The sequence below is a fragment of the Methanohalophilus sp. RSK genome (genome assembly GCF_003722075.1).
Taxonomy (GTDB): domain Archaea; phylum Halobacteriota; class Methanosarcinia; order Methanosarcinales; family Methanosarcinaceae; genus Methanohalophilus.
Window position 1 is genome coordinate 228,570 of the sequence record NZ_RDSK01000012.1, and the last position, 20,800, is coordinate 249,369.

Here is a 20,800-nt window from a genome sequence, read left to right on the forward strand (position 1 = left end):
TAAGGGAATTGCCATATATTATAGTTTTGCAAAAAACAATCCAAAAATCAATAATCAACAGTCTCACTGGCTCTTTCGCTTATAAGGTCATCCAGTTCTTCTGAATCCGAAAGAGAATCCAATTCCTTTCTTTCAATCAGGACTGTGTGTTCTACCGATGTAATTTTACTCTCCCCTTCAATGATATAAACCGATCTTGTACGTGTGATGGTAGATATATTGCTCATCAAATGAGCTCGCTTTACCATCGCATTGCTGTATTTACTTACCCCGGTCAGGAAAGTAGTGGAACAGTCCCTGGAAACTGCATTAAAAGGTGCCTGGGATATTGAAAGTACATCATAACCTAGCCCGTAAATGAAACTCAGGATACCATCTGTAGGGGGGTTTAAGGTGTCATTTTCATCAGGTTCCCGACGGGAACGGTGAAACGGACCCAAAATATCAATGGATTTTGCAAGCGCCACATCAAGCAACTCTTCCAGTTCGAGTACAACATCAATGGAAGCATCCATGCAGCCTTCCTCATATTTACTGATGGTACGCCGGGATACCCCCAGATGCGAAGCCAGGGAACCGATAGACATCGAAAGTTGACTTCTGGCAGCCTGCAGCACATCACCATCAATAGAAACATAGAGACCTCCGGGAGCCGCTGAAATCAAAGGAGGGATGCCTTCTACAAAATAATCATAAAGAGTCTGGACATTAAGAGCAGGAATCTCATACCGGACATAGACTACGCTATCTTCAAGCATCTGATCACGCGTTTTTGCCCCAATCAGCATCGGAATACCACCGAGATATCCTGCCAATGCTTTCATTTCAGACGCTGTTTCTTTATTCAGGCTATCAATATTATATAATGCCTTACAGAAAAGAAGTACACCATCCTGCCTTGCTGCCAGATCAAAACTACGAGGTCTAATGTTACAGCGGCTAGATACAGTAAAATTACTCTTTTCCAGTACATCAATGATTTGATGTATTAGAATGTCCTTTGTCATGACAAACTATAATGTCCTTGCACATCTATATAAATATATCTACCTACAAATGCATGATTCGAAAAAACATGATTATAAGCTTTGATGATACCGATTCCCGCAGTCTTGGGATGTGCACCACATATCTTGGTGCTTTATTGATGGATGAACTTAAAGCGTATGGCAAGCCCGCCGGCCTGCCTCTACTTATAAGGTTGAACCCCACCATACCCTTCAAAACAAGGGGAAATGCTGCAGTTGCGATCAAAATAGAAACATCTGAACCTGAAAAAGTCAAAAAACATGTAATACAGAGAATAGAAGAACTGGCACAGATGGAGGATGAAAATACAAATCCTGGTGTGGTCTTTCTAGAAAATAATAATGATGAAGTTAAAACTGTCCTGACCGCCTTTTTCAAATGTGCTGTGCAACACGTAATTACCATCCCGGAAGCAAAAGATATCATTGAAAGATACGAACTTGATGCCAGAGGATACAAAAACAGCCGTGGTCTGATAGGAGCACTGGCCGCCTGTGGTGCCATGCTGGAAGAAGAATGGGACCACACTTATGAATACCTCTCCTACAGGCAGAGAGAAGCATGGGGCACACAGCGATTTGTAAATGAAAATAGTGTTATCCGGGCAGATGATGCCACCTATCCCCATACATGGGACAACCGCGATATTGCAAACAATCTGGTGGTCTGCATACCTCACTCACCAGACCCTGTCCTTTATGGCATTCGGGGAAAAACGCCCGAATACGTCTCCCATGCTGCCTCCATGATAGAGGGAGAAGTTACCGAAAGATATGCAATCTATAAGACAAATCAGGGAACCGATATGCATCTGATTCCAGCAGAAAGTACCAGTAAGCTGCAAGACATGGAATCATACATTATCCAGGGATTTGTGGCTTCAGTTCCCCATACAATTGAAGGTGGGCATACCCTATTCCTTTTCAGGGACAAAAAAGGAGAAGAAATGGAATGTGCCGCTTTTGAACCCACAAAAAACTTCCGTGAACTTATTCGCAAGCTTATCCCGGGGGATTATATAACACTACATGGAAGTGTCAAAAATAGAACACTGAATATTGAAAAAATAGATGTGATAGAACTTGCGGAAAAATACAGAAAGGTCAACCCCATGTGCCCTGAATGTAAAAAGAGTATGAAATCTGCCGGGAAGGGGCAGGGATATAGATGCAGACGTTGCAAAACACGGGCAGATATAGCCACAAGATCTAAAGTTGAAAGGGGAATAAAAACCGGAATATATGAGGTCCCCCCCTGTGCCCGCAGGCATCTTTCAATGCCTCTTATCCGGAAAGAAGGAAAGAATATTCACCCTTCAAGATAATTTCAGATCCTTATTTCTGCAAGGTCAGCTATGGGAGGTAGCATTCGTTTGTGCATATTGGAATCGACACGCTGGAGAAGTTGGTCCAGCTCGGATTCTGAGACACCACATTCTAAAGCCACTGCACCGGCCTCCCCTCCTGCAAGCATTTTTATCAGGATGCTGTCGATTGTAGCATAGGAATGCCCCAATTCCTTTTCATCTGTCTGGCCTTCCCAGAGAGCAGCTGACGGGAATTTGTCAACGATTCCGCCGGGAACACCTGCCATTTTTGCCATTTGGAACACTTCAGTTTTATAGAGGTCCCCGATTGGTTCTAGGTCCACCCCGCCGTCGCCGTACTTGGTATAGTAACCTAGCAAGATTTCGGTCTTGTTGCCGGTACCTGCCACAAGCATGCTGCCAAGATTGGCATAATAGTAAAGAATGGACATCCTGATCCTGGCTTTCAAATTGCCGTTGACGTATTTGTTAGCGGGATCCGATCCTGGCATATTTGCAAGATATGTTTGAATTATTCCCCCGATGTCAATGGTCCTGAATTCAATCCCAAGCCCATGGGCCACCTCGGTTGCATCCAGTACATCTTCCGGTGGTGTGACATTCAGTTCAGGCAGATGCAAGCCCAATACATTCTCAGCACCAAGTGCTTCCACTGCCAGATGCGCCACAAGTGCAGAATCCACCCCACCGCTGATACCTACAACAGAACCGCTTACACCGGCATCCTCACATTTCTTGCGAATGAAATCTACTATTCTTTCCTTTGCTTGCAGAATGTCCATTTATATTCACCTGAGGTGGCATTATTTGGACGGATTGTATTAATACATTTACTCGGCGAGGAATGAGGTTTAAATAAAATAAAAGATATATTTTGAATGAATATATAAAGGAGCATCTAATGCAACAAGTCACCACCCACATCCCGGGCCTCGACAGCATACTAAAAGGGGGCTGGAATTGTCCTTCTGCCATCCTTATAGCCGGTGTTGCAGGCAGCGGGAAGACCACATTTGCATTACAGACATTATGTGAAAGCGCAAGAGAAGGGAAAGTTTGCCTGTATGTTACCTCGGTTAACGAACCTGCCACAGTCGTGAACAACTTTGTTTCAAGGCTGAGCCATTATGACGTATCCCGGATATCCAGAGGAAACATACACCAGATATCCATTGATATCAAAACCCTTGATCGGGGAATATATTCCTTCATGTGGAATCTCGAGGATTCCATTGAAAAAATCAAACCTGAAATCATCGTTATTGACCCAATTACAATCATAGGATGCAGTTTCGATAAGAACACCAGAAGAAGATTCTACTATGAATTTTTCAAAAGGATGAAGAAATGGAATTCAATGGTACTTGTTACCGGAGAAATGTCAGAAAAGGAAATTGAAGAAAGTACCCTGGGATATGTAACAGACGGAATAATACATCTTACAAATAAGGAAGAAAGACAGCAGAGAAATCGCTACCTTGAAGTGCTAAAACTACGGGGACAGGAATACATCCCGGGCAAACACAGTTTATCTATAAACAATGAGGGAACAACAGTACTTCCCTGGCAGGACATGACTGCCAGCCGTGAGGAAAGTAAACTTCTTGAAACCGGCCTATGCGGGCTGGATTATATGCTCTGCGGGGGTATGAGAGAAGGTTCTGCAAATTATATCGGGGGGCCCACCGGCACAGGTAAAACCCTGATGGGTATCCGATACGTAATTAAGGGAGCTGAGCAGGATGAAGATGGCATCATCGTTTCATTTGATGAAACAAAAAATGATATCCTGAATCGTGCTGAGTCCGCAGGAATGGAACTTGAAAAACATATTCATACAGGAAATATCGAAATATTACAACTCTCCACAAATGATTTTGCGAGGCATTTCCACGAAATTCAGCAGACAGTAGAGGAGGTCAATGCGAAAAGGATTTTTGTTGATGATGTGGAAAAACATATGAAAACTATGAAAGGAGCCAACTTTATCCAGCATCTTGTGGCAAAATACAAAAATGCAAATATCACACTCCTGATGACAGGAACCATATCATCCGGACTTCCGATAATTGGTGAAGCAGGCAAGAATTTGCATGCTGACAGCACCATAGCAACCTGTTACGTAGCGGACAAATTACATTTGAAAAAAGGCCTCATCGTCCTCAAGAACTTCAATTCTAAACATAAGAAAGAAATTCATGAGATTAATATTGGCGAAGATGGGCTGGAAATTAAAGGAATATTGCCCCTTACCGATATAATATCCTGAAGAGGCGGGCTTAATTTTAATAATTCTTAAACATATCTAGCCTCATGAAAATTTACATAGCAGACACCGGCGTTTTCATCAATCGTAAGGGCAGGGACCGCCAGCTTGTTACAGTACCCGCAGTAATCGATGAAACGAAGGCAAAATATACAAGCATGGAAATGTTGATCGCCCTTGAAACCGGGGCAAAGGTTGAACAACCAGATCCTGCCTTTAGGAAAAAAATCGTGGACAAGGCAGAAGGTACCGGCGATCTTGAAGAACTTTCCGGGACTGACATCGATGTGCTGGCAAAAGCCCTGGAATATGGGAAAAATGGCGTCCTCATGACGGATGATTATGCTGTCCAGAATGTGGCAAGCATGATTGGTATAAAAGTAGAACCCATATCCCAATCCAGAATAAAGGACAAAATAATCTGGGGGAAAAAATGCACCGGCTGTATGAAAAGATTTGACAGGGGCGAAGAATGTCCCATCTGTGGATCCCCCCTCAAGAAAACACGTAAAAGAAAGATATAATATTATAAAGGATGTATAGGAAAACAAATAGCATAAAAAAGCACGTGGGGATAAAATGAAGAATATAGAAGAACTTATACAAAAAGCAGTCGAACTGCAAGCCAATGGTCTTGTTACCGGCCAGATCGCAAATGAACTTAATGTTTCCAGGGATACTGTCACATGGCTTCTCATGCGGGGTAAAAGAGGTGCTGAAGCCCCTGCGCCAAAGGACATTTCTGTCAACTGGAGTGCCATAGGAAAAAGCTCCTTCCGCCTGCGTTATATTTCACAGGCCCTGTGTGACATGGTGCTCGAATCCCTTGACGAAAATGACCAGATGGTAGACATGGTAGTGGGAATCGGATTAAGCGGAGTACCCATGGCCACCATGATTGCCGAGGAACTGGGTGTAGAATTTTCCATATTCCACGGTTATGACAGCCAGAAAGAGAGGGATCAGAACACAGGAATTTTCAGCAGAAATTTCGGGCATGTCGAAGGAAAGAACTGCATTATTGTAGACGATGTAGTCTCATCTGGCTCAACGATTACCGATGTGATTGAACAAATAAAGAAAGGCGGATCCAACCCGGTGGCAATTGCAGTCATAATTGACAAGAAAAATTCGGAAACAATCAGCGGAGTCCCTGTGAACTCACTTATCAAACTGGCAAGGGTGGATTAAAGGAGATATTAGATTTCCGTATCCACTTCATACTGGCCTATTTTTTCCACGAGTTTGGATAGGACTGTTTTACGCATTCCTTCCACAAATTTGATACTTCCAACTACAAGGTGCCCTCCACCATTCACCCCTCCACCGACAATTTCCTCATGGAGGTTTCTGACAATTTCAGGGATATTCATCTTAACCCCGCGGGACCGTATGACTGCAAAGTCGGGCCCATAGCCAATCGTAACGATGGGTTTACCTTCATTTTTCCTGCAAATCCTGTCATGAACTTCCCCGGAGGTCTTGCCAGGAGCCGGGAATGTGAATTTGTGAGCATAGTTCTCCACATCAAGCACATTCATGATAGCACCGTTGGGCAGTTGCTGTGATTTGACATTGGGCATACATGCCTCAAGTTGCTCATCCATCATAGCTCTTGCCTGTTCACACAGCAGGTCTACAAGTTGTTTATGCCTGGCGGAGTCACCAAAATTGAGAAGATCGTTTACAATTCCCCTTCCACTGTTGAATTTCAACCAGTAGGCTTCAAAATCAAGGGCCAGGGCAATGTCCTGCAAATTTTCCAGGGAATACCTGGAAGATACGAGACCAATATACTGATAGGCCTCATCGGCCTCTGAACGATCCCCCACAGCAGCGATTGCAGGGAGATGTTTTATCTGTTCAGTGACTTCAGGATTGATCATCCGTGCAACCTCAGTGGAAAGCATACCTGCAGTCTGGCCGAAATCCCCACCCACATGAGCAGGGTTTACATGAGCCAGCAGGAAATCATCAACTATCTTATCCGGATGATGATGATCCACAACCACCATATCAATACCATATATCAATGCCTGTCTCATCGCGGGTACGTCTTCCTCCGTGGAACCGTTATCCACCATCACAACAAGCGGCAGTTTCTGGTCATGCCTTTCCGCATCTTCAAGAGCAAAGGAAATATCCTTTGTCACATCCATGATCTCGTAGAAGGGAGCCTTTGAAGGAGCGCGTTTGTAGAAATAGTATTCTCCATCCTGGCCGTTGACTTCACGTATAAGGGGCAGAATTGCCTTTTCAATGGCCACTCCTGCAGTCATGCCATCAGCATCCGCATGGTGGCGCAACAAAATCGGACGGGACCTGAGGATTGCTTTTTTGATAATTCGGGCAACATCTTTCATTGCAGGACGCAGGTCTTCCAGAAACTTGCTTTTGACAAGGAATTCTATATCAGAAGGTTCCGCCCTCTGGTCAAGTATACGATCTATACGTTCCCTGACGGTCTGCTCTCTTTCATCTTTGAGCTGCTTCATGCTTTTGACTTCAAGCTGCAGATCTTCCCCCCTGAGGTTGACCTCCCCTGTAAGAGAGACCACCATATCCGAATCAATGTCCGGGTATGCCCGCTCCCCTGCACTTTCAAAGGCTGCACAGGGAATTACCCCGCCTTCATCGGAAATTACAAAAATGGTGGGACCCCCGGTTTGTTTGACCTGGAGCACCTCTCCTTCAATACGCACAAGCTTACCCACATAATCCTTCAATTCAGACGAGATACGCACCGGCATTTCCTTTTCAACTTCTACGACCTTATGTTCACCGACACTTCGTGGTAGCAGGTCCATTTTCCCGTCGGAACGGATTTCATTTATCTCTACGATCAGCCGTTCCCCGGGTTCAAGTTTGGCCTTTATGTTGCTTGAATGGATCAACCCGCGCAGATTAGAATTCAGGTTCACAAAGGCCCCGAATGACGCCAGGTTGTTTACCACGGCGTGGTAATATTTACCTACAGAAAGCTCGTTCATGTCACAGGAGTCGTCCAGCAGATGGACCACCTTTACCTCATTACATGATTTGCATATCTCACGTCCGTCTATCAGGTGGTCGATGGATTTGCCGCATAGGTCACAGCTATAAAGATATCCTTCTCCTCCACAGGAAGGACATGGGTCTTTTATTTCAACTTCCCCACTGCCCCCGCATTTTTCACATACGGAACTTCCTTTAAGGAAGCTGTTTACGTCTTTTTCTGAAAGTTCCAGAAGATTCATTGATTTGGGTTTCCCCGAGCCCTTACATTCAGAACATTTCTGTATCGAGGATTCACGGACACCGGTTGCGCCACATTCACTGCATTTTTCTTTCATTGTATCTGTGTTGCTGATTGACCTGCTTGTTTATGTAGGTTGCTGCAAAGAATTACAGTCGTTATATATCCACTTGCCCCATTCATTTCACCAATAACTTTTAGAAGTATTGTATACAAATTGTCATAAAGGGAGAGTTTAGCATGGCATTAGAAGAATATATAATTCCTGCATTAATCGTATTAGTAATAATCCTGTCCCAATCCATCAAAGTGGTAAAGGAGTATGAGCGAGTGGTCATCTTCAGGCTGGGCAGATTTAGCGGAGTGAAGGGCCCGGGCGTATTTTTCATAATTCCTATTGTCGATACTGCGGTCAAGGTAGACCTGCGTATCGTAACAATAGATGTCCCGAAACAGGCAGTTATCACCTATGATAACGTGACAGTGGCGGTGGATGCAGTCATCTACTACAAAGTCCTCAAACCTGAATCAGCAGTTACCGAAGTTGAGGATTACAAGTATGCAACCGCAATGCTGGCACAAACAACCCTGCGTGATGTGATCGGCCAGATAGAACTTGATGAAGTACTTTCCGGAAGAGAGAAGGTTAATAAGGACATACAGGAGGTGCTGGACGCTTCCACTGACCCATGGGGAATCAAGGTCACCTCGGTTACCCTGAGGGATGTGAGTATTGATGAAAAAATGCTCAGGGCTATTGCCAAACAGGCTGAAGCCGAGCGTGAAAAGCGGTCCCGTATCATCCTTTCAGATGGGGAGTACAAGGCTGCCCAGAAAATGCTTGATGCTGCCAGGCTCTATCAGGAAGTCCCAACTACAATAAAACTGAGGGAGTTGCAGACCATAGCCGAAGTTGCCCGGGAAGGTAACATGGTTGTAGTCACCAGCACCTCTGATAGCGGAAATATAGCGGCACTTACCGAAGCATTTACTTCAAAGAAAAAATAAGGTGGACCCATGAGGGTAAAGGGCCTTTTCCTATTTCTTTTTGCATTTCTATTATTGATATCAGTCGCATCAAATGCCAGTTGTGAAAAAGTACTGGTACTGGAAATGTCAGATTCCATCACACCGGTATCCGATGATATGGTTAACAATGCACTGGCAATTGCAGAAACCGAAGGGTATGAAGCACTGGTAATTACCCTGAATACCCCGGGTGGAGGTCTGCAGGAAACCCTCAACATAATAGAGAGTATTGATGCCTCACCTGTGCCTGTAATCGGCTACGTATATCCAGAGGGAACAAAAGCATGGTCTGCCGGCACACTGATCCTTATCAGCACCGATATAGCTGCCATGACACCCTTCACTGTGATTGGTTCGGCCCAGCCTGTACAGGCATCCCCTGCCGGTGGCTCAGAGCCCATCAACGATTCTAAGATAATAAATGCTATTGTTGCCCTTTCTAAGGAAAAAGCAAGCAAGCATGACAGGAATGTGACCGCTGCGGAGTTATTTATCACTGAAAATCTCAATCTAAACGCTGAGGAAGCAAAAAACAGCAATGTTGTCGAGTATATAGCAGAAGATATCCCCGATCTGCTTGAACAGGTGGACGGAGAAACTATCAAGAACAGGCAACTCAACACCTCGGGAGCGGATATTGTCAATTATGAGCCAGGCCCGAACCTGTACCTCATGAACATAATTTCCAATCCCATTATTTCTTCCCTGCTGCTGATGATAGGCATTTATGCCATTGTCCTGGGAATTTCCAGCCCGGGAGCAGGTGCGGAAATTTTCGGTGCTATTCTTATAGCCCTGGGCCTGATTGGCATGGGTTTTGATGTCAATGTGGCAGCACTGTTTTTGATTGGTGTGGGGGTGGTCCTGCTGATTCTCGAATTGCAGGCGCCGGGATTTGGCATATTCGGTATTGCAGGAATCGTGTGCCTGATAGCAGGCAGTATATTCCTGGCACCTATGGATTTCCCGCGCTGGTATACGCCAGCAGACGTACAGAGGAGTATGATGTTCTATATTGTTATACCCACGATAATAATCGGACTATTCTTTGCCTTTGCAATATACAAAGTGGTACAGGCAAAAGGACGCAAGCCAATTATTGGTGAAGAAATGAACGGTGAAATTGCCGAAGCGATAGATCCTATATCCGAAGGGAGCCCGGGTTATGTACGATATAGCGGAGAATACTGGAAAGCCCGCTCTGAAGACACCATCGACCCGGAAGAAAAAGTGGAAATACTGGAAAAAGACGGACCCGTACTCATTGTACGTAAGTTTAAGGGGAAGTAATCACTCCTTCCCCAACATCTCCACGATACGTCTCTTTTTAGATATCGCTTCTTCAGCCGCCCTGTCAACTGCTTTGCTCATTGCCTCGAAATCATCGGGAGTTGTATCTCCGACCATCTTCTTAATTGGAGTGTAGGCAGATTCACGGAAGCGTGGCGTAAAGTCCCGGCGCTGGCCGTCAATCACAAGCTCGGCGCCTTGTCCTTTTTCCACATAACCAACTATTGCAATATCGACACCGGCATTTTGAACGGTTTCAAGAATTTCCTGCTCATGTTCAGGAGGGACTATTAAGAGGAGGGAGTCCAGGGATACACCCAGATAATCTATATTGAGACTTTCAAGCATACCTAAGACCCGGGGATTTACGAGCCCACGCATATTTTCCTCTTCAAAGACGAGCTTGACTTCTGCAGTCCTTGAAATTTCCTTGGCATCGCCGCGTACCCCTCCGTTGGTAACATCAGTCATGGCATGTACTTTTTTATCCAGGTCTTTTTCAAGGAGTGCCTCACATGCCTGGAGGAACTTGATATTGATGGTCTCATCCACCACATCATGCATCCCGTAATAGAGAGCGGTTGTGGAAATAGTTCCGCCGCCGGCACCTTCTGTCATGAGAATCACATCCCCGATTTCGGCCCTCTCCCTTGCAGTCATAGCGGAAGCAACACCCACCGCACCGACACCACCGGTCATTCGATCTCCGATTACCATATCCCCTCCAATACGCAGGGTACTCCCGGTCACAAGAGGGATGTCTGTAAGTTCCGATACCGCCGTGATACCTGCAACATGGTCGAAGATCTTTGCCACATCCCCGTCATCGGCCACATGGATATCCGAAAGCAGGGCAAGAGGCCTGGAACCCATTACATAAACATCCCTTAAAGAGGCCCTGGCCACATGGAAACCTGCAAGGAAAGGAAAATCACTCAATCTGGAGTGGATGCCATCGATTGTGACTATGAGATAATCCCCTCCTTCCATCTGCACAGCTCCGGAATCATCCAGCTGGGTGCTGTCTACTGCAGCTTTGGTACTGCCTATTACCTCGGCAATTTTTTCATGGGCATAGAAATCGCCTGTGCCCCTGGAACCCACTCCGAACTGACCCATTGTTACGCCTGAAGTTATAGGAGATAGTATATCGCCCTTTACATCTATAGTTGCCCTGGCTTCTTCAACAGCTGCTTTTGCCAGTGCAATAGCATGTTGTCTGTCGGTGTCCTTTATTTCCATTATACGTTCTGCAAGTTTTTCGGCAATCCCGTCTTCTCCACGAAGCAGGGCATGCCTAGCATAGCCTTCAATATCCATGATTAATCCTCAGCACATTTTTACAAAATTACTCAACATCCTCAACCCAACTTCACCGCTTTTCTCCGGATGGAACTGGGTTCCTAATACATTACCCCTCTCGTTAACAACAGATGCCGCAAATTCCACACCATATTCACATGAGGCAAGAGTATGACCATCATCAGTACTCACATAATAGGAATGCACAAAATAGACATAGGAATCGTTCTCGATGCCCTCATAGATAGGATGTTGCTGTGTTATATGAAGAGAGTTCCACCCCATATGTGGAACTTTAAGTTTACTATGAGGAAAACGAACAACGTTACCAGGAATGAACCCCAGCCCATCACGCATGCCTCCTTCTTCGGAATTTGTCATAAGCATCTGGTGACCCAGACAAATGCCAAGCAGGGGTTTGCCTGATTCGACATAATCATAAAGTATATCCAGGAAAGGCTCGATGTTGCGCATGGCATCACTGAACGCCCCTACACCGGGAAGCACGACCCCATCACTGTTCTCGATATCTTCCGGGTCTATAGAGATATTTACAGAAGCTTTGGCATGTTCCAGCCCTTTCTGGACACTCCTGAGGTTGCCAAGGCCATAATCAATGATGGTTATTTGTTTCATGTCAGATAAAAAAAGGGTTTTGATACATCAATGTATCGAACAATGCTCACCAGCATAACCCCTCATACTCCACATCTTCCAGTTTTTCAGGATCTAGAAGATAGCGCCCATCAATCAGGAGTTTCCTATCCATCGAATCAAATTCAGTGTTAAGTTTTCTGAACTCGTCCCATTCAGTCATCAGCAGGCAGGCCTGTGCACCCTCGAGAGCTTGCTGTGCACTGGATGTATAGGTGATTTCGGGGAAGACTTTTTTCATGTTATCAGAGGCAAGGGGATCATAGGCATGGATATCCGCTCCTTTTTCCAGCAATTTCCTGATAACGGGGATTGATCGGGACTGACGTATATCATCGGTGTCGTTCTTGAAAGCCAGACCCAGCACGGCAATCCTTTTATTTTTGATCTCCGGTAGTTTATCCTCGAGAATCTCAACCATCTGGAGAGGTTGCAGTTCATTTACTTCGATTACTGATTCCAGCAGGGAAGGATAATAATCCAGATCCTTTGCACTTCCAATCAGGGCACGGACATCCTTGGGGAAACATGAGCCACCAAATCCTGCCCCACTATTCAGGAAAGCCGGGTTAATACGGAAATCCCTGCCTACAGCATCCATCACCTGATAGGTATCAATGCCCAGGCGTTTACAGATGTTGCCCACCTCATTGGCAAAAGATATCTTGGTGGCCAGAAAAGCATTATTCACGTACTTGATCATCTCTGCTGTACGTATATTTACATGGGTGACCTCACAATCAACATCCCTGTAGAGGCCGGATACGATGGAATCGGAACGTCTGTCAAGGGAACCTACCACTATTTTATCGGGATGCAGGAAATCATGAACAGCACGGCCTTCACGCAGGAATTCAGGATTCATGGCAAGCCCAAGTGTGTCCCCCGCCTTACGTCCGGAATAGTCTTCCAGGATGGAACGAACTACCCCTTCTGTTGTACCGGGTACAACCGTACTTTTCACCACTACGGTATGATAAGCATTTTTGGAAGCAATTGATTCCCCAAGACTCTTACTTGCAGCGGCGACTATCGAAAGGTCAATCTCACCGTTATCAGAGGAAGGTGTGCCCACACAAATAAAAGATATATCCGAGTTCTGTACAGCATAATCATAATCAGAAGTGGCGATCAGGCGTTTGCCCACATGCCTTTTCATAAGGTCTTCCAGCCCCTCTTCCCAGACAGGAGGATAACCATCATTGAGTTGCCTTACCTTTTCTTCATCAATGTCTATACAGATGACTTCGTGACCCAGTTCGGCAAAACAGGCTGCTGTAACCGAACCCACATAACCTGAACCTATAATAGAGACTTTCATAACAATAACTCCCGGCTGTGTAAATTGTTGATAATTATATATTAGGATGATGGTTTACCGGGTAATAAAGACACGAAGGAAATATCAGAATAAAGGGATTTGGTCATATCAAAAAGGGATATGTTACCCCGAAGGGTTAAACACCGTATATTCAGAAATATAACAATTGAATTTACAGTATTTTTATTAATACAGGGTAACCCTCATCAATCCCATCAACAATCTCATCGGCAATCGGCGAACCTTTACGCACCTTGATATCCCCGTGCCTGCTTACGGTTGCAGTGAAAAGATATTGCTCACCGACAAAAACCTCCACATCAGTCTTGGCCAGCTCCGGAGCTGAAAGGACAACGTGTTTCTTCGTATGTTCGACAACGGGCCTGACTTCCATAGGGGATTCTTTTTTGGACTGACCGTCAAACTGGCGTACATCGATATGTACCCCCAGCATTTTTTCAATGCGGTCAATTACAGAACCTCCCTTTCCTATTACCTTTGGGACATCATGTTCAAAGACCTTTACAACAGCCTTACTATCATTTACCATTTCCACTTCTACCGGACCACTGGCATAATTTTCCACAACCTCACGTATTTCACCTTCAGCCAGGTTCCAGGCGGGTTTCTTGAATTCCAGGGCAACAGGCATCACAACTACCTGCTCACCATAGGTGTAAATCTCATACTCGACTTTGCCTGTTTCAAAATCTGACACTGTGATTACCGGTCTTGCAAGATCAGCTTCGGTCATACCAGAAGGAACCTTTACAGTGAAATCCAGTATCTGGACCTTTGCAACTTCACCTTTTTCAATAAATACAACTGTATCCACTACCTGCGGAATCACACCCAGCTCAACCCTTCCTATCAGACGCTGCACGGCATCTACCGCCCTGTTGGCATGTACTACACCGACCATACCCACACCAGCAAGCCTCATGTCAGCAAAAATACCGAAATCCCGACTTTTTCTTACCTCATCATAAATCGTATAATCTGGCCTCACAAGCAAGAGGACATCTGCCGTATTGGCCATATCATCGTCCAGCGGAGCATACTGGGTGATCTCACGGGGGACCTGAAGATCCCGGGGGGATTCCATAGTCTTTACAACATATCCACTTTCATGCAAATATATAGCAAGCCCGGCTGCAAAAGTTGATTTCCCCGCACCGGGAGGTCCTGAGATCAGGACGCCTCTCTGCATATCCACACGTTCCTTAAGCTGCTCACTGAGCCTGTATTCATCGAATTTCACAGAGGCCACCGGACGCACAGCTGTAATTTCAATATCATCCGAGAAAGGTGTCTGGGAAATAGCAATCCTCATATTACGAATCTGCAGAACGGAAGCTCCTCCAGTAGACATTCCAGTGAAAGATTCATTGTCAGCCCGGGCTCTCTCCAGAAGTTCTCTGGACATTTGATGCAGTTCACCATAGCTGCAGGGTTCATCACGGATTTTTTCAAATCTCACATCCCCTATACTGCCTCTTTTGGCCATCGGGGATACTTTGTTTTTCAGGTGTACCGACATCGTGTCATCAGTGAAGAAATTCTCTATGTGCAGAGGAATAAAATCAGGCGATGGCGGATGAATATACTCCACCTCCAGTCCCCTGGCACGACCAAAATCCGCCTGGAGCCTGTCTCCCGTAACAAAAAGTGCATCAAATTCCTCTGCAGTTGATCGTATAAGGGCATCTATTTCCCCTCCCTTTGCAAGTTGCACCTGCTCAAGGTTGGGGCGCTCTCCCACAAAATCAAGCTCTATAAGACCTTCCTGTTCAAACTGGTTAAGCTGGTTAAGCTCTTCCAACCCTTTTTGCCCGATCTCAAGCCCCCTGTTTGCCTGGGCTTCCAATTCGGCCACCACAGCTTCGGGGATCAAAATCTTTGCTCCCCTGTACTCTCCCTCCTTTACCTTTTGGGAAATGCGGCCATCTATAACTACGCTTGTATCGGGTACGATCTTCAGAGCTTTAGGATTATCCATAATTATTGCTATGATACGAAGATATTTAATTTAATTGCATCATGAGTACGGATCAGTAGACATCGTCGGGATCGAAGATCTTTTCACCCACTATATCCCCAGTAATATTCCTGTAAAAGCATGACCTGTAACCCACATGGCATGCGCCCCCATCCTGTCTTACTTTAAGAAGCAGGGTATCCATATCACAATCCACAAGGATGTCTTTTACATATTGAATGTGGCCCGAACTCTCCCCTTTTTTCCACAACTTCCCACGACTGCGGCTCCAGTAGTGTGCAATACCGCTATCAAGGGTTTCTTCAAGAGATTCACGATTCATGTATGCAAACATCAATACTTCCCCGGTCTGATAGTCCTGCACAATTGCAGGAATAAGGTTATCTTTGAATTTCAGGTCATCTATAGCTATCATCGAATCACCGTAAATAAAACTATAACTATAAAAACTAAGAGGAATGAATATATAAAAAGATTGGAGATTTAAATCTATAATTGATATTGCGGTGATTACATGGATTACGCTTTCGATGAAAACATGGCACAAAAAGTACGCACAGGAATACTGGGACTTGATGTGCAGCTGGGTGGAGGAGTGCCCCGGGGAAGTACGATTCTTTTACTTGCAGAACCCGGAGCCAGCTCTGAAATATTTGCCCAGCAGTTTGCTTATGGGGGGCTAACTGATGAGGAAAACGTTTATTACCTGACATCAGAACAACCGGTTTCCGAAATAACCTCTGAAATGAAAAATTTTGGATGGAACATAGAAGATTACATTGAAAGCGGAACTATGAATTTCATAGACGCCTACAGCCTTCGCTTTTATAATGTTCTCCCAAAATCATATTCAGAATCCCTTTCTGCGAAAGATTTCATAAAACAAAATACCGATCCTATGAATCTTCTCAAAGCAACTGCTACACAAGAGAGAAAAGAAAAATACAGGGGAATTATAGATTCCATATCTTATTTCCTGCGAGCTTATGAGCTTAATAATGTAGTAGATACAATCGAGATAATATCATCTGTAGGAAAAGCTACAGGTGCCGTCCATCTAATAACAATGACCGCTGGCATGCATGACAATATAGTTGAAAATAATTTGAAAAATGTCTGTGACGGTGTCATTGAATTCAGAATGCGGGAAAGGGGAAGCGAGATCGAAAGGTCCATATTGATTCGCAAGATGAGAGGTATGATCCCCTTAAACCGGACGATTCCCTACAATGTAACCGAGAAGGGAATTGAACTTGAAACTACTACGAGAGTACTTTAAAATTGATAATTCAAATTGGTGGAAAAATGAAACAAAACGTTACACAAATATTGAAGGACATTTTCACATCATCTGGATACAGGATAGTGGACTCCAGTATCGCTGACTTAATCGCAGAAAAAGATGAAAAAAAAATGTACATAAAATTCAGCAATCTCCTGAATACATCATATATTGAAGATTTTGCATACAACATCCGCGATGGGGCCGGCCTTATAGTAGCAACAGGAAATGCCTCTGAGGAACAAATTGAATTTGCAAAGCAAAAGGGGGTTATTGTGTGGGACAGGGAAGAACTTGCATACCAGATCGGCAACGCTGTGCTGGCAGACATCGAGGGGGAAAGTATTGAACTGGGAGAACAAAGTGCCCCTGTAGAAAAAGCCACAGAAGAATATATCATCGCTGATGACAAGAAAAAGAAACAAAATGTGTTTGCTGGCACCAAAAGGGAAGGGGAAAATAGAGCAATTGAAAGCAAATCTGAGGTGAAATCTGATGTTGAGACAATGCCTTCAGTTGAAAACAAGGTTATCGACCTGCGCAGTGCCCCTGTAAATATTACCGGTGAGCGTGCGATATCAATTGCAAAGCCACATCAAAGGGATGTCACAAATGCGGCACTCAAGTTTGTACCTTTGTGGAAATATACTTACGAAATTCAGGCACAGAGGCAATTCCGATCCAAGATAATAGACATAGAAGGTGATGGAGAGGGATACTTTAACTCAATGAATGAAATTTTTGAGGAATTTGATCTGCCTGGAATAAGTAATCAGATAGAGGTAGAAGTCAGTGACTATGAAGTCAAGGCCCCAATCGTAACAAAAGAAGAGGCCACCAAAGCTATCTATGAAAGAATAATTGACCAATACACCAGAGATGTCAAATTCGATAACACTATAGGCGAAGCTATAATTTCCGAACACAAACGGATTTCTCCTTCCAAAAAGGAGATTGAAATGGAAATTGAGATGGTTTATTTGCCCGTATGGGAAGCTAAGGGTAAAAGAAATTCGGTGGAAATAAACGCTACTAACGGGGAAGTCTTGTTGAATCCGGTCGATAATGATGTGGAAATTATGTGAATCGTTCTTATTGGAGCGAACAATATTTATAGGAAAAATTTATATATATAACCCAATGCTAATGGGAACCATAGCAAACGTTCAAGGAGAGAATACATGATAGAGATAACAGAAAAGGCAGCAACAGAACTTAGAACCCTGATGGAATCAGAAGACAAAAATGACCACGCATTGAGGATTTTTGTCGCGGGAATGGGTTGCAGTGGTGTACAGTATGGCATGGCACTTGACAATGAAACCAAAGAAGATGATGTTACGGTCACCGACAAGGAAATCAAGATCGTGATGGCAAATGACATCAATGAAGAACTTTCCGAAGCCACGGTAGACTTCATAGAAACCCCTCAAGGCAATGGATTTGTCATCGACAATCCCAGTGAAATGAGTGGGTGCGGTTCATGCGGCGGCAGTTGCCACTAAATTATATATAACTGCAAGTAATAGGACATCATCCTTAAAAGGAGACATGATATATGATTCCAGGAATGGGCGGCAAGGGTATGAACCCAAAAAAGATGAAACAGATGATGAAACAGATGGGAATCAGCGTCGATGAGATTTCCGATGTGGAGCAAGTAATCATTCGTACCCCTGATAAAGATATTGTATTCAATGATGCAAACGTAAGCATAATGAATGCACAGGGGGTCGACACATACCAGATCGTTGGCACTCCTAAGGAAGTAGCAAGGGAAGTTGAAATCCCCGAGGATGATGTCAGGCTTGTCACCGAACAGACAGGTGTGTCTGAAGATAAAGCAAAAGAAGCCCTCAAAAATGCCAACGGCGACTTGGCCGAAGCGATTATGCAACTGTCCTCCTGAAAAAGGAGGGCAGTCTTCCGATTTTAAGATTTTTCAAACTCTTTTTCCTTAAGGATCGTATGATACTCCCCTATGGTGTATTGAGAATAAAAAGCTCTTTTTACAACTTCACTCAGGGAAGGATGTATATCCATTGAATGTACAAGCGGATGAGTCTGGGGACCGTCCACATACATCAAGGGAATTACCTGATGTATAAGTACCGATGCCTGAGGGCCTATAATGTGAACTCCAAGGATTTGTTGAGAATTGTCCTCAATAATTACTTTCACGAAATAATCATGCAAATCCATTGCAAGGCCTTTGCCTGTATTTTCGAATTCTTCAAAACCAATCGAAATACTTTCTTTACCGAAAGATTCGATTGCTTCTGCTTCACTTAACCCCGCACCTGCTATCTCAGGCCAGGAAAATACAGCATGAGGTACGGCATGATAATTCACCATTATGTCCTGTCTGAGAATAGCATTCTGGAATACAACAGTTGATTCATAGTTACCGACATGCTTGAAAAGCTGCTGTCCATTACAATCCCCGAAAGCCCAGACATTCTTGCAGGTTGTTTCAAGATTTTCATTAACCTTTATCCAGCCTTTTTCGTTGGTACCAATATCCCCTTTATCAGGATGCAGAATGTCGGAATTGGAGGTTCTACCTGCAGCCAACAGGATTTGTGCAGCTTCAATGCTGATTTCATCGCCTTCACTATTTATCGCAGTAACCTTTTTCATTCCATTATTTTCCCCTACACTGACAACCCTGTAGCCAGTATGGACATCTAAATATTGTTCCATCTTCCTTTTTGCAAGAATGGATATTTCTGGCTCTTCCTGTTGCAGAACCCGCGGACCATTGCCAATAACAGTTACCTTGCAACCCATGGCAGAAAAGAAGTGTCCGTATTCGGCTGCTATATAACCCGCTCCCACAATTACGAGACTTTCAGGGAGAGATTCCATATTCAGCACTTCATCACTTGTTAGATATGCAATGCTATCCAGACCTTCAATTGGCGGCACGACGGGCTTTGAGCCTGTGCAGAGAAAAATCATTGGGGCTTTGAGAGTTTCATCCCCGACTTCCAGGGTATACGGTGCAATAAACTGTGCAACACCATGATAATAATCCAGCACATCATCAGATTCCAGCCCTTCACGTATCAGGGCAATGTCTGAGTGAATGGCATTTCGCATTCGGTCCATTATAGATTTGAAATCAATATCTTCAATTTTTGTAGAGATACCAAAATTCTGTGCTGACTTTATTTCACGTACAAGTTCAGCCGGATACAAAAGCATCTTTGAAGGAATGCACCCCCGTGTAAGACATATACCCCCCGGTTCATCCTTATCGACAACAGCAATTTTCATTTCCGGATTTTGCTGGAGAATGGACCCCACATAATTCATACCCGAACCAGTACCTACGATAATCAAGTCATATTCTTTCATATTATTATACCCCATCCAGACATTATATCCTATCACAATTATAGATAATGGTGGAAGTTACATAATAAAACCTACTAGATAAGCAACAGATCCCACCTGCATTACTGCAAGAGTCCTGGACCTGAGACCCAAAGTATTTTCCCGCGATGGATTATTGAGCAGCGATCTGGATATGAAAATGTACATCAGGGATATCCTTAGCGAGAAGAAACACACAGTTACAGCCATAACTGGCAGGTGAGACTATTTTATGGACATAATCTTTCATCTCATTCAATAGGCCACTATCTGCATTATAAACAAAAATAATTGATGATATTGTCACGAAACTACCGCCGTAGTAGAAAGATAGGTCTATATCCAATATATCTTTACTGTCCACCTAGTATCCACTCAACGTTAGAATCGCTATAAAATTTGAGAGATATGTTATAGATTTCCCTATAAGGGTTAATAGATGCAGGAATTGAGTTGTAAGTAATTGAATTGTAGAAAACGATTATTAAGAAAAAAGTAAGAGTCAATAAGTTGAGTCAGCAGCGATGCATAGTTCCCAAAGGCTCTCGCACTTTAGTACAGTATACAACGCTGGCAGGCTTATCTTCTGTGTTCGGGATGGGTACAGGAGTTGCCCTGCCGCTATGGCCGCTGTCCTCAACTTATATGAGATGGATGAAAGCCAAGGCCCGGATTCGAACCGGGATGG

20 protein-coding genes and 1 rRNA gene are annotated in these 20,800 nt (G+C 44.2%); 10 read left to right on the top strand and 11 right to left on the bottom strand.

What is annotated here, in order from left to right; translation table 11 throughout:
* Nucleotides 1-47: 47 nt before the first annotated feature.
* The gene (locus EFE42_RS05910; RefSeq protein WP_123136365.1) at nucleotides 48-1,007 is read right to left on the bottom strand and encodes a transcriptional regulator; all 960 of its coding nucleotides are present in this window, start codon (nucleotides 1,005-1,007) and stop codon (nucleotides 48-50) included.
* Nucleotides 1,008-1,075: 68 nt separating this feature from the next.
* Between EFE42_RS05910 and EFE42_RS05915 the strand changes: the two genes are divergently transcribed.
* Nucleotides 1,076-2,353 (top strand): tRNA(Ile)(2)-agmatinylcytidine synthase, encoded by a 1,278-nt coding sequence (locus EFE42_RS05915; RefSeq protein WP_123136366.1) that lies wholly within the window; start codon nucleotides 1,076-1,078, stop codon nucleotides 2,351-2,353.
* Between the two features lie 2 nt (nucleotides 2,354-2,355).
* Here the strand turns inward: EFE42_RS05915 and EFE42_RS05920 are convergent, their stop codons facing one another.
* On the bottom strand, nucleotides 2,356-3,138 hold the full coding sequence (locus EFE42_RS05920; protein ID WP_123136367.1) for an NAD+ synthase: 783 nt from the start codon (nucleotides 3,136-3,138) through the stop codon (nucleotides 2,356-2,358).
* A gap of 119 nt (nucleotides 3,139-3,257) precedes the next feature.
* Between EFE42_RS05920 and EFE42_RS05925 the strand changes: the two genes are divergently transcribed.
* From EFE42_RS05925 to EFE42_RS05935, 3 genes are read left to right on the top strand one after another with little or no spacing between them, the layout of a single operon-like run.
* On the top strand, nucleotides 3,258-4,625 hold the full coding sequence (locus EFE42_RS05925; RefSeq protein WP_123136368.1) for an ATPase domain-containing protein: 1,368 nt from the start codon (nucleotides 3,258-3,260) through the stop codon (nucleotides 4,623-4,625).
* Between the two features lie 44 nt (nucleotides 4,626-4,669).
* On the top strand, nucleotides 4,670-5,146 hold the full coding sequence (locus EFE42_RS05930) for an NOB1 family endonuclease (protein ID WP_123136369.1): 477 nt from the start codon (nucleotides 4,670-4,672) through the stop codon (nucleotides 5,144-5,146).
* A 55-nt stretch (nucleotides 5,147-5,201) separates the two neighbouring features.
* The gene (locus EFE42_RS05935) at nucleotides 5,202-5,813 is read left to right on the top strand and encodes an orotate phosphoribosyltransferase-like protein (protein ID WP_123136370.1); all 612 of its coding nucleotides are present in this window, start codon (nucleotides 5,202-5,204) and stop codon (nucleotides 5,811-5,813) included.
* An 8-nt stretch (nucleotides 5,814-5,821) separates the two neighbouring features.
* Here EFE42_RS05935 and EFE42_RS05940 read toward each other — a convergent pair whose 3' ends face one another.
* On the bottom strand, nucleotides 5,822-7,954 hold the full coding sequence (locus tag EFE42_RS05940) for a DHH family phosphoesterase (protein WP_123136371.1): 2,133 nt from the start codon (nucleotides 7,952-7,954) through the stop codon (nucleotides 5,822-5,824).
* A gap of 143 nt (nucleotides 7,955-8,097) precedes the next feature.
* Here EFE42_RS05940 and EFE42_RS05945 point away from each other — a divergent pair, with 143 nt between their 5' ends.
* Nucleotides 8,098-8,865 (top strand): slipin family protein, encoded by a 768-nt coding sequence (locus tag EFE42_RS05945; RefSeq protein WP_123136372.1) that lies wholly within the window; start codon nucleotides 8,098-8,100, stop codon nucleotides 8,863-8,865.
* A 9-nt stretch (nucleotides 8,866-8,874) separates the two neighbouring features.
* Entirely contained in the window at nucleotides 8,875-10,176 is a 1,302-nt protein-coding gene (locus EFE42_RS05950) for a nodulation protein NfeD (protein WP_123136373.1), read from the top strand.
* Here the strand turns inward: EFE42_RS05950 and EFE42_RS05955 are convergent, their stop codons facing one another.
* From EFE42_RS05955 to hisI, 5 genes are all read right to left on the bottom strand, one after another.
* Complete coding sequence (locus EFE42_RS05955; protein WP_123136374.1) at nucleotides 10,177-11,496, bottom strand: AIR synthase-related protein; 1,320 nt, start codon at nucleotides 11,494-11,496, stop codon at nucleotides 10,177-10,179. It abuts the gene before it with no gap.
* Between the two features lie 9 nt (nucleotides 11,497-11,505).
* Nucleotides 11,506-12,114 carry an imidazole glycerol phosphate synthase subunit HisH gene (hisH, locus tag EFE42_RS05960; RefSeq protein ID WP_123136375.1) on the bottom strand — a complete coding sequence of 203 codons (609 nt, stop codon included), beginning with the start codon at nucleotides 12,112-12,114 and terminating at the stop codon, nucleotides 11,506-11,508.
* Between the two features lie 46 nt (nucleotides 12,115-12,160).
* Nucleotides 12,161-13,453, bottom strand: coding sequence for a UDP-glucose/GDP-mannose dehydrogenase family protein (locus tag EFE42_RS05965; protein WP_123136376.1), 1,293 nt, complete (start codon nucleotides 13,451-13,453; stop codon nucleotides 12,161-12,163).
* A gap of 172 nt (nucleotides 13,454-13,625) precedes the next feature.
* Nucleotides 13,626-15,452, bottom strand: coding sequence for a PINc/VapC family ATPase (locus tag EFE42_RS05970; RefSeq protein ID WP_123136377.1), 1,827 nt, complete (start codon nucleotides 15,450-15,452; stop codon nucleotides 13,626-13,628).
* A 52-nt stretch (nucleotides 15,453-15,504) separates the two neighbouring features.
* The gene (gene hisI / locus EFE42_RS05975) at nucleotides 15,505-15,867 is read right to left on the bottom strand and encodes a phosphoribosyl-AMP cyclohydrolase (protein ID WP_123136378.1); all 363 of its coding nucleotides are present in this window, start codon (nucleotides 15,865-15,867) and stop codon (nucleotides 15,505-15,507) included.
* A 99-nt stretch (nucleotides 15,868-15,966) separates the two neighbouring features.
* On the opposite strand from hisI, the gene EFE42_RS05980 reads away from it, so the two are divergent.
* The 4 genes from EFE42_RS05980 to EFE42_RS05995 all read left to right on the top strand — a co-directional run bounded on the left by EFE42_RS05980 (nucleotide 15,967) and on the right by EFE42_RS05995 (nucleotide 18,643).
* Nucleotides 15,967-16,731, top strand: a complete 765-nt coding sequence (locus EFE42_RS05980) for an RAD55 family ATPase (RefSeq protein WP_123136379.1) — start codon at nucleotides 15,967-15,969, stop codon at nucleotides 16,729-16,731.
* Between the two features lie 26 nt (nucleotides 16,732-16,757).
* On the top strand, nucleotides 16,758-17,819 hold the full coding sequence (locus EFE42_RS05985) for a hypothetical protein (protein WP_123136380.1): 1,062 nt from the start codon (nucleotides 16,758-16,760) through the stop codon (nucleotides 17,817-17,819).
* Nucleotides 17,820-17,915: 96 nt separating this feature from the next.
* Nucleotides 17,916-18,239: an iron-sulfur cluster assembly accessory protein gene (locus EFE42_RS05990; protein WP_123136381.1), complete on the top strand. Its 324-nt coding sequence runs from the start codon at nucleotides 17,916-17,918 to the stop codon at nucleotides 18,237-18,239.
* Nucleotides 18,240-18,292: 53 nt separating this feature from the next.
* A complete protein-coding gene (locus tag EFE42_RS05995; protein WP_123136382.1) occupies nucleotides 18,293-18,643 on the top strand; it encodes a nascent polypeptide-associated complex protein in 351 nt (116 codons plus the stop codon).
* A gap of 23 nt (nucleotides 18,644-18,666) precedes the next feature.
* On the opposite strand, the gene EFE42_RS06000 is transcribed toward EFE42_RS05995, so the two are convergent.
* The 3 genes from EFE42_RS06000 to rrf form a co-directional block, all read right to left on the bottom strand.
* Nucleotides 18,667-20,094 carry a dihydrolipoyl dehydrogenase gene (locus EFE42_RS06000; protein WP_199724093.1) on the bottom strand — a complete coding sequence of 476 codons (1,428 nt, stop codon included), beginning with the start codon at nucleotides 20,092-20,094 and terminating at the stop codon, nucleotides 18,667-18,669.
* Nucleotides 20,095-20,245: 151 nt separating this feature from the next.
* A complete protein-coding gene (locus EFE42_RS06005; RefSeq protein ID WP_123136384.1) occupies nucleotides 20,246-20,476 on the bottom strand; it encodes a hypothetical protein in 231 nt (76 codons plus the stop codon).
* 149 nt (nucleotides 20,477-20,625) lie between these two features.
* A 5S ribosomal RNA gene (gene rrf / locus EFE42_RS06010) occupies nucleotides 20,626-20,747 on the bottom strand.
* Nucleotides 20,748-20,800 lie beyond the last annotated feature (53 nt).

Excerpts from the sequence above, each read along its gene's own strand:
- EFE42_RS05910 (WP_123136365.1), bottom strand. The coding sequence starts at position 1,007 with ATGACAAAGGACATTCTAATACATCAAATCATTGATGTACTGGAAAAG.
- EFE42_RS05915 (WP_123136366.1), top strand. The coding sequence starts at position 1,076 with ATGATTATAAGCTTTGATGATACCGATTCCCGCAGTCTTGGGATGTGC.
- EFE42_RS05920 (WP_123136367.1), bottom strand. The coding sequence starts at position 3,138 with ATGGACATTCTGCAAGCAAAGGAAAGAATAGTAGATTTCATTCGCAAG.
- EFE42_RS05925 (WP_123136368.1), top strand. The coding sequence starts at position 3,258 with ATGCAACAAGTCACCACCCACATCCCGGGCCTCGACAGCATACTAAAA.
- EFE42_RS05930 (WP_123136369.1), top strand. The coding sequence starts at position 4,670 with ATGAAAATTTACATAGCAGACACCGGCGTTTTCATCAATCGTAAGGGC.
- EFE42_RS05935 (WP_123136370.1), top strand. The coding sequence starts at position 5,202 with ATGAAGAATATAGAAGAACTTATACAAAAAGCAGTCGAACTGCAAGCC.
- EFE42_RS05940 (WP_123136371.1), bottom strand. The coding sequence starts at position 7,954 with ATGAAAGAAAAATGCAGTGAATGTGGCGCAACCGGTGTCCGTGAATCC.
- EFE42_RS05945 (WP_123136372.1), top strand. The coding sequence starts at position 8,098 with ATGGCATTAGAAGAATATATAATTCCTGCATTAATCGTATTAGTAATA.
- EFE42_RS05950 (WP_123136373.1), top strand. The coding sequence starts at position 8,875 with ATGAGGGTAAAGGGCCTTTTCCTATTTCTTTTTGCATTTCTATTATTG.
- EFE42_RS05955 (WP_123136374.1), bottom strand. The coding sequence starts at position 11,496 with ATGGATATTGAAGGCTATGCTAGGCATGCCCTGCTTCGTGGAGAAGAC.
- hisH (WP_123136375.1), bottom strand. The coding sequence starts at position 12,114 with ATGAAACAAATAACCATCATTGATTATGGCCTTGGCAACCTCAGGAGT.
- EFE42_RS05965 (WP_123136376.1), bottom strand. The coding sequence starts at position 13,453 with ATGAAAGTCTCTATTATAGGTTCAGGTTATGTGGGTTCGGTTACAGCA.
- EFE42_RS05970 (WP_123136377.1), bottom strand. The coding sequence starts at position 15,452 with ATGGATAATCCTAAAGCTCTGAAGATCGTACCCGATACAAGCGTAGTT.
- hisI (WP_123136378.1), bottom strand. The coding sequence starts at position 15,867 with ATGATAGCTATAGATGACCTGAAATTCAAAGATAACCTTATTCCTGCA.
- EFE42_RS05980 (WP_123136379.1), top strand. The coding sequence starts at position 15,967 with ATGGATTACGCTTTCGATGAAAACATGGCACAAAAAGTACGCACAGGA.
- EFE42_RS05985 (WP_123136380.1), top strand. The coding sequence starts at position 16,758 with ATGAAACAAAACGTTACACAAATATTGAAGGACATTTTCACATCATCT.
- EFE42_RS05990 (WP_123136381.1), top strand. The coding sequence starts at position 17,916 with ATGATAGAGATAACAGAAAAGGCAGCAACAGAACTTAGAACCCTGATG.
- EFE42_RS05995 (WP_123136382.1), top strand. The coding sequence starts at position 18,293 with ATGATTCCAGGAATGGGCGGCAAGGGTATGAACCCAAAAAAGATGAAA.
- EFE42_RS06000 (WP_199724093.1), bottom strand. The coding sequence starts at position 20,094 with ATGAAAGAATATGACTTGATTATCGTAGGTACTGGTTCGGGTATGAAT.